The following is a 14,659-nucleotide window of genomic DNA, read 5'->3' as shown; positions in this document are numbered from 1 at the left end:
TCGGTACCGGGATCGGCACTTCACCTCCCGTACACCCAACTCCCCCTGGAATGTGGGTTTCCGCGAGCACTCTGCCCGCGTGAGACGCATCCTGGGAATCGTCCTGGCCGTCCTGCTCCTGGGCGGCGTGGCCGCCGTCCTCGTGGCGGGCGGCGACAAGGACAAGGGCACGGCAACGAAGACCGTGCGAGGAGTCATCGGGTCGGAGAAGGCGGAGTTCTTCGCCGACCCGCAGGTGGTGAAGGCCCTGGCCGACAAGGGCTTCACCGTGGCCACCGAGACCTCCGGGTCCTGGGACATGGAGGAACTGCCGCTCGAGGGTTACGACTTCGCCTTCCCTTCCTCCAAGGGACCCGCCGACGAGCTGCGCGCGAAGGCGGCGAAGAAGGCGAAGGACAAGGCGGCGACGGCCCCGCTCCGGCCGTTCTACTCGCCGCTGGTCGTCGTCGCGCACAGCGCCGCCGCCCGGGTCCTCGCCGACAACGGCCTGGCGACCCTCGGTCCGCGCGGCACGAGCGGCTCCCTGAGGATGGACGCCTACCTGGCCGCGGCCCGCGCCGACCGGACCTGGCAGCAGCTCAGGGGCTCGGCCGGCCACGCCGAACTGAGCGGCACCCTCTTCATCACCTCGACCGACCCGGTCGCCTCCAGCTCCGGCGCCCTCTACCTCGCCGCAGCGAGCTACGTCGCCGACGGCGGACGGGTCGCCGGCGACAAGGCCGCCGTCACCCGCACCGCGCCCCTGCTGCGGAAGCTGGTCCGGGTGCAGGGTGCCCAGCAGTCCGGCTCGGACGCCCCCTTCCGGGACTTCATCAGCGGCGTCGGCAACCCCCTCGTCCTCGTGTACGAGTCCCAGGTCGCCGCCCAGCTGCTCGCCGGCCACCCCATGGGCGACCTCGTCGTCCTCTACCCGGACACCACGGTCAACAGCGACCACACGCTCGTGCCGCTCACCGAGAACGGCCGGGCGCTCGGCGAACTCCTCTCCACCGACCCCGCGTTGCGCAAGCTCGCGGTCCGCCACGGCTTCCGGCCGCAGGGCGCGGCGAGCGAGTTCACCACCGCCACGAACGGCCACGCCGCCTACCTCAATCAGACACTGAGCGGAGTCCGCCAGGCGCCCGTGCCCACCAGCGCGGTGCTGCACGAGATGGCGCTGCGGGCCCGCGACCAGGGGGACGCCGCATGACCACGCCCGCCGATCCGAGAAGAACGATGGCCCTGACCCCGCCCGAGCAGGACGCCCCGCTCGTCCTCACACCGCCCGAGCCCGTCCCGGTCGTCCGCGCCGAGCAGGCCTCCGGCCTCGTACCGCTCGACGACTCCGTCCGCGCGGAGATGTCCCGCCGGGCCGTCGAGTACGTCGGCTCGCTGTCCGGACTCGACCCGCGCTCGCCCGAGTTCGCGAGCCGCATCGGGGAGATCGCGTCGCTCGGCGCGGGCGAGATGCGCTCCGCCGCCCAGCAGTCCAACCGGATGCTCGACCGCACGGTCCGCTCGCTGGGCCAGGGCGGCGGGGACGCGCAGGCCCGGGTGGGCGGCTCCCTCGTCGAACTCCGTCGCACGGTCGAGGACCTGGACCCCCGGGACACCCCGGGCAGGGGCGCCCGCCGCCTCCTCGCCAAGCTGCCCGGCGGCAACAGGTTCCGCGACCACGTCGCCAAGTACGCCTCGTCGCAGGCCACTCTGAACCGGATCGTCGGCTCGCTCCGCGGCGGCCAGGACGAACTGCGCCGCGACAACGCCGCGTTGCAGACCGAGCGGGGCAGGCTGTGGGAGACCATGGGCAAGCTCCAGGAGTACGCGGTGCTCACCGAGGCCCTCGACGGGGCCGTCGAGGAGCGCATCGCGCTCACCCCGGAGCCGGCCCAGGCGGACGCGCTCCGCGCCGACGTCCTCTTCCCCGTCCGGCAGAAGCACCAGGACCTGCTCACCCAACTCGCCGTCTGCGCGCAGGGATACCTGGCGATGGACGTGGTCCGCCGCAACAACGACGAGCTGATCAAGGGTGTGGACCGGGCGGCGACGACGACCCTGTCGGCCCTGCGGATCGCGGTGATGCTCGCCTCCGCGCTGGAGAGCCAGCGGAAGGTCGCCGAGCAGGTGAACGTGCTGCGCTCGACGACCGAGGACCTGATCCGCGGCAACGCCGAGATGCTGGCGACCCAGGCCGGCGAGATCCAGCGGATCGCCGCCGACCCCGCGGTGGGCGCGGAGACGCTCCGCACCGCCTTCCAGCAGATCTACCGGACGCTCGACGCCATCGACACCTACAAGGTCCAGGCCACCGAGTCCATGGCGGCGACCGTCGAGTCCCTGGCCGCCGAACTCCGGCAGGCGAGCGCGCACCTGGACCGCAGCCGCCGCACCGGCTCCCTCGAAGGCGGCCTCGGATGAACCACGCCTTCCCCCGCCACCCCGGCCCCGGCCCCGACCCACGCACCCACGCGGACGCCGCCGGCACCGCTCGCACCGCCCCGGGAGCGGCCCCCCGCACCGCCCGTCGAGACACCGCCCGTCGAGACACCGACCGCCGAGACACACCCCGTCGAGACACCGACCGCCGAGACACCCCCCGTCGAAACACCGCCCGCCGCGTCACCGCGCGCCTGCGCCGCACCGCCGCCGGTACCGTCGCCCGCATCGCGGGCGGCGGGGGCCGCTCCGGCGCCCCGCGTGCCGCCCGCGGCGTGGCCGCCGCCCTCGCGCTCGCGCTCCTGGCCACCGCCTGCTCCGGCGCCGGCGGGACCGACCGCCCCGACGAGCACGGCATGGAGTTCGTCCCGGGCACCCTGCGGGTCCTCGCCTCGTCCGAACTGGCCGACATGGAGCCGGTCCTGGACTCGGCCCGCCGGTCGACCGGCGTCACCGTCCGCCTCACCTACGCGGGCACGCTCGACGCCGTCGAGCGGATCGCGTCCGGCGAGGCCGACAAGGCGTACGACGCCGTCTGGCTCTCCTCCAACGACTACCTGCGGCTGCGCCCCGACACCGCGAAGAGGATCACCGGCGAGACGCCGATCATGACGTCCCCGGTGGCCCTCGGCGTACGGCCGGCCACCGTCGCCCGGCTCGGCTGGGACCCGGCGAAGGTGACCTGGTCGCAGCTGCACGAGGCGGTCGCCGCCGGCGAGCTGACGTACGGCATGACCGACCCGAAGCGCTCCAACTCCGGTTTCTCCGCGCTCGTCTCGGTCTCCTCGGGCCTCTCCGGCGCGCAGTCCGCGCTCACCCGGGCGGATGTCCGGCGGGCCACCCCCAAGCTCAAGGAGTTCTTCACCGGGCAGAAGCTGACCTCGGGCTCCTCCGGCTGGCTGGCCACCGCGTACGGCCGCCGCTCCGACGTCGACGCGCTCGTCAACTACGAGTCGGTGCTCCTGTCCTCGTTCCCGTCCGAGCGGCTGACCGTGATCCGGCCGGCCGACGGGGTCGTCACCGCGGACTACCCGTTCACGCTCCTCGCCTCGGCCCGCCCGGAGGCGAAGGACGCGGCGCGGCGCCTCACCGACTACCTCCGCACCCCGGCCGCGCAGGAGCGGATCACCGGGTCCACGCTGCGCCGCCCGGTGGTCGCCGGGGTCCGGCCGGCGGCGGCGCTCGGGCAGGACCAGCGGCGCGAGCTGCCGTTCCCCGGCAGCCGGGCCGTCGCCGACGGTCTGCTCGACGCCTACGACAACACCCTCCGCAGGCCCTCCCGGACGGTGTACGTGCTCGACACCTCGGGGTCCATGGGCGGCGACCGGCTGGACCGGCTGAAGTCCGCGCTCGCCGAGCTGACCGGCGACTTCCGGGACCGGGAGGAGGTGACGCTGATGCCGTTCGGCTCCGCCGTGAAGCAGGCCGAGGTCCGTACGCACACGGTCGACCCCGCCTCGCCGAAGGCCGCGCTCGACGCCCTCAGGTCCGACGCCGGAGGCCTCACGGCCTCCGGCGGCACCGCGATCTACTCCAGCCTCCAGGAGGCCTACCGCTTCCTCGGCAAGGCGCCCGGGGACACCTTCACCTCCGTCGTCCTGATGACGGACGGCGAGAACACCGACGGCGACCCGGCCTCCGCGTTCGACACCTTCTACCGCTCCCTCCCGGCCGAGCAGCAGCGCACCCCGGTCTTCCCGATCCTCTTCGGCGACTCCGACCGCGACGAACTCGACCACCTCGCGAACCTGACCGGCGGGCGGCTCTTCGACGCCACCAAGGGCTCGCTGGACGGCGCCTTCGAGGAGATCCGTGGCTACCAGTGACCGCCTCCTGCGGTACGCCGAGTCCCGCAAGAACCTGACGGGCTGCGCCTGCGGCCTGGCCGGCCTCGCCCTCGCCCTCACGGGCGCGGCGGGCCCGCTGTGGCCCGTCGTGGTCGCCGCCCTCTACACCGCGGGCGCCCTGATCGCCCCGCCCGAACGCCCCGGCACCCCGCACTTCCCCAGCGCGGACGAGCAGCTGGACGCCCTGCGGGAGGACTTCGCGACCCTGCGCGGCTATCTGGTCGAGGTGGAGCTGCCGCCGGCCGTACGCGAGCGGGTCGCCGAACTGGAGGCTCTCCTGGAGGCGTTGCTCGCGCCGGGCTGGGTGAGCGACCCGGAGCAGCTGCACGTGCTGGCCCGGGCGGTCCGCCAGGACGTCCCGGAGGCCGTCGACACCTTCGTGCGGACCCGGTGGTGGTCCCGCGTCGCGCCGGGTGGGGAGCCGCCGGAACGGCACCTGGAGCGCCAGCTGTCGGCGCTGCGCGACGAGGCGTCGGTGATCGCCGACGAGTTGCACGAGGCGGAGGCGCTGCGCCAGCAGGCGCACACGCGCTACCTGGAGGAGCGGGGGGCCTGATCCGGCGGCCACAAGATCGATTATGTTCCGAGCATGACATTCTCCCAGCGCCCCGCGTCCCGCCGCACCGTCCTCACGGCGCTCGCCGCGGCCGCCACCGCCGGCGCCCCGGTCCTCGGCCAGCTCGCCGCCGCGGCCCCGGCGTTCGCCGAGGACCTGGAGTACCCCTCGAACACCGCGCTGTACAAGGACCCGGCCCTGATCGAGGGCACCGCGTACGGCCGCCGCTTCAAGAGACACGAGAAGATCGACGCCGACCTGGGTGCCGGGGCCGCGTTCCCCCGCACGGCGGTCCTCGCCCTGCACGGCGGCGGCATCGAGATCGGCACGAGCGAACTCGCCCTGGGCATCGCCGGCTACGACCCGGGTGACATCACGCCGACCTCCGCCCCGATCCTGCCGACCACGCACGACTACTTCCTGTTCGAGGGCCTGCTCTCCTCGGGCAACAAGGCCCTGCACGTCACCTCGAAGAACTGCGACGACCACGTGGCGCTGTCGCTCGCCGCGAGCCACCTCAACGTGCTGTCGCTGCACGGCTGCCAGTACAACCAGCTGGGCATGCCGGAGCCGATGATCTGGCCGCCGAGCAGCGACCCCCGGCTCGCCGTCGTCGGCGGCCTCAACGCCGACTTCCGCGCGGCGCTGGTGTACGAGATCGACCGGGCCGGCTTCCCGGTGGTCGACGCCTTCGACCCCAGGTACGCCGTCCGTCTGGAGGACTTCAACGGCAGCCACGTCACCAACCCGTGCAACCTCACGATGCTCCGCAAGGGCGCCCAGATCGAGATGACGACGGAGCTGCGCCAGAGCCTCTTCGGCGACTACGGCTCCCGCTCGAAGCGCGCTTCGACCTGGAACCAGTCGAACGGGCGGTTCGAGGCGTTCCGTGACGCCTGCCGCCGCGCCATCGCCACCGTCGAGACCGGCCAGCCGATCCTGTAGCCGGACGTGCGCCGGCCCCCGGAGCCTGAGGGGGCTCCGGGGGCCGGTTGCGTCGTGATGGGCCGTCGTGACCCCACTGGTCAGGGCGGTGTTTCGGGGCAACCCACCACGAGTTCGGGAGGGGACTAGCCCAGGCGCTCCACGAGCGCGTTGTACTGGTCCCACAGCTCCTTCGGCGTGTGGTCGCCGAAGGTGTCGAGGTGGTCGGGGACGAGGGCGGCCTCTTCGCGCCACACGTCACGGTCGACCTTGAGGAGGAACGCCAGGTCCTCGGCCGGCAGGTCCAGGCCCTCGGTGTCGAGGGACTCCGGGGTCGGCAGGATGCCGATCGGGGTCTCGACGCCCTCGGCCTTGCCGTCGAGGCGCTCGACGATCCACTTCAGGACGCGGCTGTTCTCGCCGAAGCCGGGCCACACGAACTTGCCCGCGTCGTTCTTGCGGAACCAGTTCACGTAGTAGATCTTCGGCAGCTTCGCCTGGTCCGCGTCGGCGCCGACCTTGACCCAGTGGGCCATGTAGTCGCCCATGTTGTAGCCGCAGAACGGCAGCATGGCGAACGGGTCGCGGCGCAGCTCGCCGACCTTGCCCTCGGCGGCGGCGGTCTTCTCGGAGGCGACGTTCGCGCCGAGGAAGACGCCGTGGTTCCAGTCGAAGGACTCGGTGACCAGCGGGACGGCGGAGGCGCGGCGGCCGCCGAAGAGGATCGCCGAGATCGGCACGCCCTTCGGGTCCTCCCACTCCGGCGCGATGATCGGGCACTGCCCGGCCGGGACGGTGAAGCGGGCGTTCGGGTGGGCGGCCGGGGTCTCGGACTCCGGCGTCCAGTCGTTGCCCTTCCAGTCCGTGAGGTGCTTGGGCAGCTCTTCGGTCATGCCCTCCCACCACACGTCGCCGTCGTCCGTGAGGGCGACGTTGGTGAAGACGGAGTTGCCCCACATGGTCTTCATGGCGTTGGCGTTGGTGTGCTCGCCGGTGCCGGGCGCGACGCCGAAGAAGCCGGCCTCGGGGTTGATCGCGTAGAGGCGACCGTCCTCGCCGAAGCGCATCCAGGCGATGTCGTCGCCGATGGTCTCGACGGTCCAGCCGGAGATCGTGGGCTCCAGCATGGCCAGGTTGGTCTTGCCGCAGGCGGACGGGAACGCGGCGGCGACGTACTTGGCCTCGCCCTGCGGCGGGGTCAGCTTGAGGATCAGCATGTGCTCGGCGAGCCAGCCCTCGTCGCGCGCCATGACGGAGGCGATGCGGAGCGCGTAGCACTTCTTGCCGAGCAGGGCGTTGCCGCCGTAGCCGGAGCCGTACGACCAGATCTCGCGGGTCTCGGGGAAGTGCGAGATGTACTTGGTGGAGTTGCAGGGCCACGGCACGTCCTCCTGGCCCTCCTCCAGGGGGGCGCCGAGGGTGTGGACGGCCTTGACGAAGAAGCCGTCGGTGCCGAGCTCGTCGAGGACGGCCTGGCCCATGCGGGTCATGGTGCGCATGGAGACGGCGACGTACGCGGAGTCGGTGATCTCGACGCCGATGGCGGAGAGCGGGGAGCCGACCGGGCCCATGCAGAAGGGCACGACGTACATGGTGCGACCGCGCATGGAGCCGCGGAAGATGCCCTGGGAGCCCGCGAAGAGCTCCTTCATCTCGGCCGGGGCCTTCCAGTGGTTGGTCGGGCCCGCGTCCTCCTCCTTCTCGGAGCAGATGAAGGTCCGGTCCTCGACGCGCGCGACGTCGGTCGGGTCGGAGGCGGCGTAGTACGAGTTCGGGCGCTTGACCGGGTCGAGCTTCGTGAAGGTCCCCTTGGCGACGAGCTCCTCGCAGAGGCGCTCGTACTCGGCCTCGGACCCGTCGCACCAGACGATGTTGTCCGGCTGGGTGATCTCGGCGATCTCGTTCACCCAGGAGGCGAGCTCCTGGTGCTGGGTGGGGACGGTGGTGGGAGCCGCGTTGTCGCGCGCCACGATTGCTCCTTGTTGAGGGGTTTTTTCGATGTATGCCCCGTGGGGGCCGCGACCCGGATGCTTCGTAGCTGCTCATCCGGTGCCGACCGCACTCATTTGATCATCCGATGGATCCGCCCATATGTCCAGAGGGGTGCACATGTGAGCATCGCCACTCGTATCCGGGACCTACGGGGGCGTAGGTACGATTCCTTTCCATGACCGCAGCCACGCCGGAAGTGACCCCGATCGAGCGACCGCAGTCGCTCCCGACGAAGCCCCGGCTCAGAGGCTGGCTGCACGCGGGCATGTTCCCCGCCGTGATCGTCGCCGGCCTCGCCCTGGTGGCCCTGTCCGACTCGTCCCGCGCCCGCCTCGCCTGCGGGATCTACGTCCTCACCGCCTGCCTGCTCTTCGGCATCAGCGCGCTCTACCACCGGGGGAACTGGGGCCCGCGCGGCGAGGCCGTGCTCCGGCGCCTCGACCACGCCAACATCTTCCTGATCATCGCGGGCACCTACACCCCGCTCACCCTGCTGCTGCTCCCCGACTCCACGGCCAAGCCCCTCATGTGGGCGATCTGGGCGGCCGCCGGGGCCGGCATCGCCTTCCGGGTCTTCTGGGTCGGCGCGCCGCGCTGGCTGTACACGCCCTGCTACATCGCGATGGGCTGGGCCGCGGTCTTCTTCCTGCCCGACTTCATGCGCGCGGGCGGCATCGCCGTCCTCGTCCTCGTCGTCGTCGGCGGTCTGCTCTACAGCGCGGGCGGTGTCATCTACGGCATGAAGCGGCCGAACCCCTCGCCGCGCTGGTTCGGCTTCCACGAGGTCTTCCACTCGCTGACCCTCGCGGCCTTCGTCGTGCACTACGTCGGCATCTCCCTGGTCGCCTACCAGCACTCCTGACCGGTCCATCCCGACCGGTCTGACCTGCGACAATGACGCCCATGGCGGCCGAACGCACCTCTCCCCCCAGCCTGCGCGAGCGCAAGAAGGCGAAGACCCGAGCCGCGATCCGGAAGGCCACCTACCGGATCGCCTCCGAGGAGGGCTGGGACGCCACCACCCTCGACCGGATCGCCGAGGCGGCCGAGGTCTCCCCCTCCACCGTCGTGCGCTACTTCCCGGTCCGCGAGGACATCGTCCTCACCGACGAGAACGACGCCCTCATGGAGGCCGCGCTCCGCGCCCGCCCGGTCGGCGAGGAACCCCTCGAATCGCTCCGCGCCGTGGTCCTCGAAGCCGTCCGCACCGCCTTCGCCGAGGAGCCCGAGGCCGCCCGGCTGCGCGCCCGGCTGATGGTGGAGATCCCGTCCGTGCGCGCCCGGCTCACCGAGACCACCGCCGCGACCGGCCGCCGTCTCGCCCGCGCGATCGCCGAGCGGACCGGCCGGGCGGCCGACGACCTGGAGGTACGGATCTTCACGGCGGCGGCGCTCGGCGCCCTCCGCGAGGCCGCCGTCTACTGGGCCGAACGCGACCGCGCCGACGACCTGCCCGCCCTCCTGAACCGCACGGTCGACACCCTCAGGAGCGGCCTGTCGACGCCCCCAGGGCGCCCCTGACGATCCGTGCCGACTCCGGATTGTCCGCGCACCCCCACACGCCGTGCGGGCAGTAGTCGGTGACCGTCTGGTACACCGGCCGGTGCGCCGCGAACCAGTCCAGCATCCCCCGCACGTACACGGGATTGTCCCCGTTCCGGAAGAGCCCCCACTCCGGGTACGAGACCGGCTTCCCGTGCGCCGCCGCGAACCGCACGTGGTGCTCCAGCCCGTACTCCTCGGTCACCTGCTCCTCGAAGGAGAGCCCGGCCGGCTGGTCGTAGGCGTCCATGCCGATGACGTCGACGACGTCGTCCCCGGGGTAGCAGTCCGGCCACGCCACGGCGTCGAGGCCGCGGCTCGGGGTGAAGTCGAACCGGAACCGCTGCCCCGGCACCTCCCGCAGCACCCCCACCACCCGTCGCCAGTACGCCTTCCAGGCCGTCGGGTCCGGACCGCAGCGGTGGCTGTACGTGGTCCCGTTCATCTCCCAGCCCAGGACCAGGACCGCGTCCCCGAGGCCGTGCTCCACGAGCCGCTCCCCCAGCACCCGGAAGTGCCCGTCGAAGGCGCCCGCCTCGCCCTTGCGGAGCCCCGCCCGCACCTCGGCGTCCGTCAGCCCCTCCTCGCTGCGGTCGAGCAGCGGCACGTTCAGCACGAACAGGCGTCCGGGCCGCTCGGCCTTCCACCGCGCCCACGGCCCGAACAGCGCCGGATGCCCCTCGATGTTGGACCAGCGGTCGCCCGGCAGGTACGTGTGTCCCACGGTCAGGGAGTCGCCGCCGAGCCAGGCCTGCACCTGGGCGATCCGCCGCACGCCGAGCTCGTCCGAGCCGGTGAAGAACCCCGACGGCACCTCCGGCAGCGGCGCGGCCTCCGGTTCGGGCACGGCCCGGCCTCCGGTGTGGCGCTCGCCGGGCGCGATCCGCCCGGGCGCGAGCAGGAGCACGAGAACGGCCGCGAGCAGCACGGTCAGTGCGGCCCGCGGCCAGGTGAGGCGAGGGGTCACGTCAGCTCGTCCAGAAGTCCCACCACCGGGTCAGGATCAGCATCCCGATGATCCCGATGTGCAGGACGGGCAGGGCGAAGGCGAACTCGCCGAAGAAGGTCCGCAGCCCGGCCGGGGCGGGCAGGACGCCGTTGCGGACGTTCTGCGCGGTGACGTACCAGAACATGACGATGGTGGCGACCCACGCCAGGCAGCACCACAGGCAGAGCGCGTTGATCTCGTACAGCGACTGGTACATCAACCAGCCGCAGAAGCCCACCCCGAACAGCATCCCGGCGTTGAGGCCGAGCCACAGCCGGCCCCGGTAGCGGGCGCCCGCGAGCAGCCCCGCACCGACGGCGACGACGACGGCGTAGGTGACGAGTCCGAGCATCGGGTTCGGGAAGCCGAACACCCCCGCCTGCTCGCTCTTCATGACGCTGCCGCAGGAGACGACCGGGTTCAGGCTGCACCCTGGCTGGAAGCCGGGGTCCTCCAGGAGCTTGAACTTGTCGATCGTGATCACCCAGCCGGAGAGCACGCCCGCCGCCCCGGTGATCACCAGCATCCAGGCGAAGGCCCGGCTCGCGCCGTGCGTGACCCCCGCGGTCTCCCGCGCGGCCTCCTCCTGCCGCTGCCCCGGCACCCCGCCCCGTACGTTCACCGTCGCCATGGCGCGACCCCCTTCCCGCTCAGCCCTGGAGGCGGCGGACCGGCATCAGGACGTGGGCGCTGTCCGCGAGCATCTCCTCGTCCGAGACGAAGGCCCGCAGCCGCGCCTCGTCGACCGGCTGCCCCGGAACCGCCTCGGGCCAGGGCCGCACCGAGCAGATGAGGTAGACCTGTCCGCGCTCGCGGGCGGCCTCCTGCCACTCGTCCGGCACCGGGCACTGCACCTTGAGGAAGGGCAGGTTGAGGACGGCCGAGCCGCCCTCGACGAGCAGCGAGGCGTGGATCCCGGCGTCCTTCTCCAGATCGAAGAGCCGGTCGCCGACGGAGAGGCCCATCGACTCCAGGGCCGCTCGCATCGCCTGCTGACCGGCCTCCGGCCCGTCCCGGCCGTCGCCGAGCGAGTACGCCATGAGGAACGGCGTGCCGGCCGCGTCGGCGGAGGGCTCGCTGGACCACGGGATCACCGTGAGAGTTCCCAGCGGAGAGGCGCTGCGCGCCGAGGAAACGACGTTGGAAGTGGTCATGGATCCGGATGCTAATGCTCCAACCGTCCTTTTCCCGCGCCGTTTTCACTCGAACGGCCGACATTCACACTGCCGGCATTTCCGCCGCAACGAACGCGGGTTTTCATCGTTGTGCCCTGAGGGCATTAGCCGACCACCAGGAGATCACTCATGATCGTCCCGCGCCGCGTCGCATTGCGGTCCCTCTTCGCTCTGGCCGTCACCGCTTTCACGGGCGGTGCCCTCGGCCGCATCGCGACCCGCACGCCGTCGGGCGCTCCGCGCGACCCGCACGCCTTCGACGAGATGTACGCGGGCCGCCGCCTGCTCGGTTTCACCGGCCCGGACGGCGAACCGGTCGCCCTCGTCGACGGCCGACCGCTGCACCTGATGCGCTGCGCCGACGGCGGTTACGTCACCCCGATCGACCACTACGAGTCCTGCCCGACGCCGCTGGAGGCCACCCGCGCGGCCGTGGACGAGCTGGGCACGGCCCGGCTCTCCCGGTTCGCCGGCGCCCACGGCGTCCCCACCGACCCGACGGGAGGGAGCCCGCGTGGTGTACACGCGTAAGAACCAGCGCGACCTGACCGGCGCCGAGCGCCGGAAGTTCGTCGCCGCCGTCCTGGAGCTCAAGCGCACAGGCGCGTACGACGAGTTCGTCCGCACCCACATCGACTACTACTCGGCGGACGGGGAGGGCCGGCTGCGGATCGCCCACATGACGCCGAGCTTCCTGCCCTGGCACCGCAGGTTCCTGCTCGAGTTCGAGCGCGCCCTGCGCCGCGTCGACCCGACGGTCTCGGTGCCGTACTGGGACTGGACCCAGGACAACAGCCCGGCGTCCTCGATCTGGGGCGAGGACTTCATGGGCGGCAACGGCCGCCGCGCCGACCTCCAGGTGATGACCGGTCCCTTCGCCCACTCCGCGGGGCGGTGGAACATCACGTACGCGATGACCGAAACCCGGTTCCTGACCAGGGACTTCGGCCGTCCCCGCGACCCGATCGCGCTGCCGACGCGGGCCCAGCTGGACGAGGTGATGCGGGAGCGGGTGTACGACGTGGCGCCCTGGAACTCGACGAGTGCCTCCGGTTTCCGCAACCGCCTGGAGGGCTGGGCGCCGGGACGCGGCAACGAGCGGTTCCGGATCCACAACCGGGTGCACCGCTGGGTGGGCGGGCTGATGCTCGGCGGCGGCTCCGTGAACGACCCGGTGTTCTGGCTGCACCACTCCTTCGTCGACCTGGTCTGGTCGCGCTGGCAGCAGCGCAACCCCGGCGCGGCCTACCTGCCGGCGGAGCCTCCTCCGCTGGGCGACGCGCAGTACCGCAAGGTCGCCGCCCGCCACCAGCCGATGGCGCCCTGGGGCGTGACCCCGGCGGAGATGTTCGACCACAGCCGGATCTACCGCTACGCCTGAGCTCCGCACGCACGTGTCCCCCCGGCCCTGAGGGCCGGGGGGACACGGACGGAGCGAGGGGGATCAGCCGCCGTAGCCGCCGTCGCCGTTGTCGTGGCCGCCGTCGGCGTTGATGCAGGTGTTGCCGAACGCCGGGTTCAGCAGACCGATCACGTTGACGGTGTTGCCGCACAGGTTGACCGGGACGTGGACCGGGACCTGGACGACGTTGCCGGAGGCGACACCGGGCGAGTGGGCGGCGACGGCCTCGGCGCCCGAGTCGGCGACGGCCAGGCCGGCTCCGCTGAGGGCAACGGCACCCGTGCCGGCGAGAACAGCGGCAGCCTTCGCGATGCGAGACATCAAGAACTCCTTGGACGTGGAAAGCGACCGCAGGAATCACGGCCGTCATTCCCGTTCAACGCCCGTCTCCGGGCCGGGTCACGGCCATTGGGCCGAACGGGAGGAAGGAAAAGAGAAAGAATGACCCGCGGGCCGAGATTCCGTCCGCCGCCGGATACGACGGGACGGCCTCGGTCCGCGGGCCGCGGCCATGCGACAAGCCTCTCCTTGCAACGAGCGACGGCCCCTGGGGTGGCGGGGAAGAATCGTGTCTTCACCCGCCCGGGGGGGGCGGCTGCGTCAGTGCGCGGCCGGCGCGAGGCCCAACTGCGGGTCGAGGGCGCCGCTGAGCACCGGGGTGAGAACACCGAGCCGGGGCTTCGTCAGGTCCGGCAGGCCGTCGAGCCCGTTGCCGTGCGGGGCCTCCAGCGGGTTGCCGACGACGGCGCCCGGGGTGGCGGCCCTCATCTCCGAGTGCGGGCTGCTGAGCAGCGCCCGGCCGGGCTCGCTGCCCTTGAGGAGCTCCGGCAGCGGCGCGTCGACGACGGTGTCCGGCACGGTCCCGGTCAGCGGCACGCTGGGCAGCGCGAGGTCCGGCAACGCGCCGAGCCCCTTCTGGAACCCGGTCGGCGCCCCCGGCATCGGTACGGGAACGCCGGTCGCCACGGTCGGCGCGTCCATCGGCAGGACCGGCTCCAGTCCCTGGAGCGGGACGATCACCGGCGCCTCGACGGCGGCGGCGGGAGAGGCCAGGGCGGCGGAGGCGAGTGCGGTCATGAGGAGTCCCATGCCCGCGTGAGAGCGCAGAGTCATGTGAGGTGAACGAGCCCCTTGGCCGAAACGTGGCGGGACTAACCCATGTGCAGCAACGTGCGGGCCCTCACCGGTGAAGGTGAGGGCCCGCGTTGACGCGTACCGGCCGCTCGGGTCGCCGGCGCCGGGCGGCCGTCGGGTCGGCGGCGTCTGGCGACCGGGCGATCCGTCGGATCAGTGGCGCCGGGTGACCCGTCCGCCGCGGAGGTAGACGACGCTGCCGCCGATGATCAGCGCCGCGCTGATCGCGGCCGCGCCCATGAGCGCCGGGTCGCTGCCGGTGTCCGGGAGTTCGGGCTGGCCCGGCGGGGTCGACGGGCTCGACGGCTCGCAGCCGGGCTCCGGCTCCTCGCCGGGTGCGGGTTCCTCGCACTCACCGGGCTCGTCCGGGTTGGTGGGCGGGGTGGAGGAGGCAGGCGGGGTCGACGGCTCCTCACAACCCGGCTCCGGCTCCTCACCGGGCTTGGGCGCCTCACAGTCACCCGGCTCGTGCGGATGCGTCGGAGGCGGCGAGGACACCGGCGGGGTGGAGACCGGCGGGCTCGACGGCTCCTCACAACCGGGCTCCGGCTCCTGCCCCGGCTTGGGCGCCTCGCACTCACCGGGCTCATGCGGATGCGTCGGAGGCGGCGAGGACACCGGCGGGGTGGAGACCGGCGGGCTCGACGGCTCCTCACAACCGGGCTCCGGCTCCTGCCCCGGCTT

Annotated in this window: 15 protein-coding genes and 1 pseudogene; 9 read left to right on the top strand and 7 right to left on the bottom strand. The window is 72.4% G+C overall.

The genetic code is table 11. From position 1 onward, the window contains the following. Window positions 1–52: 52 nt before the first annotated feature. From AC067A_RS00255 to AC067A_RS00235, 5 genes are read left to right on the top strand one after another with little or no spacing between them, the layout of a single operon-like run. Window positions 53–1,189 carry a hypothetical protein gene (locus tag AC067A_RS00255; RefSeq protein ID WP_478612361.1) on the top strand — a complete coding sequence of 379 codons (1,137 nt, stop codon included), beginning with the start codon at window positions 53–55 and terminating at the stop codon, window positions 1,187–1,189. Continuing rightward, window positions 1,186–2,397 (top strand): toxic anion resistance protein, encoded by a 1,212-nt coding sequence (locus tag AC067A_RS00250; RefSeq protein ID WP_478612359.1) that lies wholly within the window; start codon window positions 1,186–1,188, stop codon window positions 2,395–2,397. Before AC067A_RS00255 ends, AC067A_RS00250 begins: the two co-directional genes overlap by 4 nt. Continuing rightward, window positions 2,394–4,241: a substrate-binding and vWA domain-containing protein gene (locus AC067A_RS00245; protein ID WP_478612356.1), complete on the top strand. Its 1,848-nt coding sequence runs from the start codon at window positions 2,394–2,396 to the stop codon at window positions 4,239–4,241. The genes AC067A_RS00250 and AC067A_RS00245 overlap by 4 nt, the downstream gene beginning before the upstream one ends. Further along, the gene (locus AC067A_RS00240) at window positions 4,228–4,818 is read left to right on the top strand and encodes a hypothetical protein (protein WP_478612355.1); all 591 of its coding nucleotides are present in this window, start codon (window positions 4,228–4,230) and stop codon (window positions 4,816–4,818) included. Before AC067A_RS00245 ends, AC067A_RS00240 begins: the two co-directional genes overlap by 14 nt. Before the next feature lie 33 nt (window positions 4,819–4,851). Continuing rightward, window positions 4,852–5,763 (top strand): poly-gamma-glutamate hydrolase family protein, encoded by a 912-nt coding sequence (locus AC067A_RS00235; RefSeq protein WP_478612352.1) that lies wholly within the window; start codon window positions 4,852–4,854, stop codon window positions 5,761–5,763. A 125-nt stretch (window positions 5,764–5,888) separates the two neighbouring features. On the opposite strand, the gene AC067A_RS00230 is transcribed toward AC067A_RS00235, so the two are convergent. Further along, window positions 5,889–7,712 carry a phosphoenolpyruvate carboxykinase (GTP) gene (locus AC067A_RS00230; RefSeq protein WP_478612349.1) on the bottom strand — a complete coding sequence of 608 codons (1,824 nt, stop codon included), beginning with the start codon at window positions 7,710–7,712 and terminating at the stop codon, window positions 5,889–5,891. A gap of 197 nt (window positions 7,713–7,909) precedes the next feature. On the opposite strand from AC067A_RS00230, the gene trhA reads away from it, so the two are divergent. Then, window positions 7,910–8,596 (top strand): PAQR family membrane homeostasis protein TrhA, encoded by a 687-nt coding sequence (gene trhA, locus AC067A_RS00225; protein ID WP_478612347.1) that lies wholly within the window; start codon window positions 7,910–7,912, stop codon window positions 8,594–8,596. A 41-nt stretch (window positions 8,597–8,637) separates the two neighbouring features. After that, window positions 8,638–9,255: an acyl-CoA-like ligand-binding transcription factor gene (locus tag AC067A_RS00220; RefSeq protein ID WP_478612344.1), complete on the top strand. Its 618-nt coding sequence runs from the start codon at window positions 8,638–8,640 to the stop codon at window positions 9,253–9,255. Here AC067A_RS00220 and AC067A_RS00215 read toward each other — a convergent pair. The 3 genes from AC067A_RS00215 to AC067A_RS00205 are packed head-to-tail and all read right to left on the bottom strand — an operon-like array spanning window position 9,218 to window position 11,418. Next, entirely contained in the window at window positions 9,218–10,243 is a 1,026-nt protein-coding gene (locus AC067A_RS00215) for a glycoside hydrolase family 26 protein (protein WP_478612342.1), read from the bottom strand. The genes AC067A_RS00220 and AC067A_RS00215 overlap by 38 nt on opposite strands. A gap of 1 nt (window position 10,244) precedes the next feature. Beyond that, window positions 10,245–10,895 (bottom strand): vitamin K epoxide reductase family protein, encoded by a 651-nt coding sequence (locus tag AC067A_RS00210; protein ID WP_478612339.1) that lies wholly within the window; start codon window positions 10,893–10,895, stop codon window positions 10,245–10,247. Between the two features lie 19 nt (window positions 10,896–10,914). Continuing rightward, window positions 10,915–11,418, bottom strand: coding sequence for a DUF5949 family protein (locus AC067A_RS00205; RefSeq protein WP_478612338.1), 504 nt, complete (start codon window positions 11,416–11,418; stop codon window positions 10,915–10,917). A 150-nt stretch (window positions 11,419–11,568) separates the two neighbouring features. On the opposite strand from AC067A_RS00205, the gene AC067A_RS00200 reads away from it, so the two are divergent. Continuing rightward, the gene (locus AC067A_RS00200; RefSeq protein ID WP_478612336.1) at window positions 11,569–11,970 is read left to right on the top strand and encodes a tyrosinase family oxidase copper chaperone; all 402 of its coding nucleotides are present in this window, start codon (window positions 11,569–11,571) and stop codon (window positions 11,968–11,970) included. Beyond that, window positions 11,954–12,820 carry a tyrosinase family protein gene (locus tag AC067A_RS00195; RefSeq protein WP_478612333.1) on the top strand — a complete coding sequence of 289 codons (867 nt, stop codon included), beginning with the start codon at window positions 11,954–11,956 and terminating at the stop codon, window positions 12,818–12,820. Before AC067A_RS00200 ends, AC067A_RS00195 begins: the two co-directional genes overlap by 17 nt. Window positions 12,821–12,883: 63 nt before the next feature. On the opposite strand, the gene AC067A_RS00190 is transcribed toward AC067A_RS00195, so the two are convergent. The 3 genes and pseudogenes from AC067A_RS00190 to AC067A_RS00180 form a co-directional block, all read right to left on the bottom strand. Beyond that, complete coding sequence (locus tag AC067A_RS00190) at window positions 12,884–13,162, bottom strand: chaplin (RefSeq protein WP_056643544.1); 279 nt, start codon at window positions 13,160–13,162, stop codon at window positions 12,884–12,886. A 279-nt stretch (window positions 13,163–13,441) separates the two neighbouring features. Then, entirely contained in the window at window positions 13,442–13,954 is a 513-nt protein-coding gene (locus AC067A_RS00185; protein ID WP_478612331.1) for a hypothetical protein, read from the bottom strand. A 174-nt stretch (window positions 13,955–14,128) separates the two neighbouring features. Then, a pseudogene (locus tag AC067A_RS00180) lies at window positions 14,129–14,659 on the bottom strand (hypothetical protein); the annotation flags it as partial.

The organism is Streptomyces sp. NPDC043176, assembly GCF_056436715.1.
The sequence above is the reverse complement of the archived record's forward strand: the minus strand, read 5'-3'. Positions and strand labels throughout refer to the sequence as shown.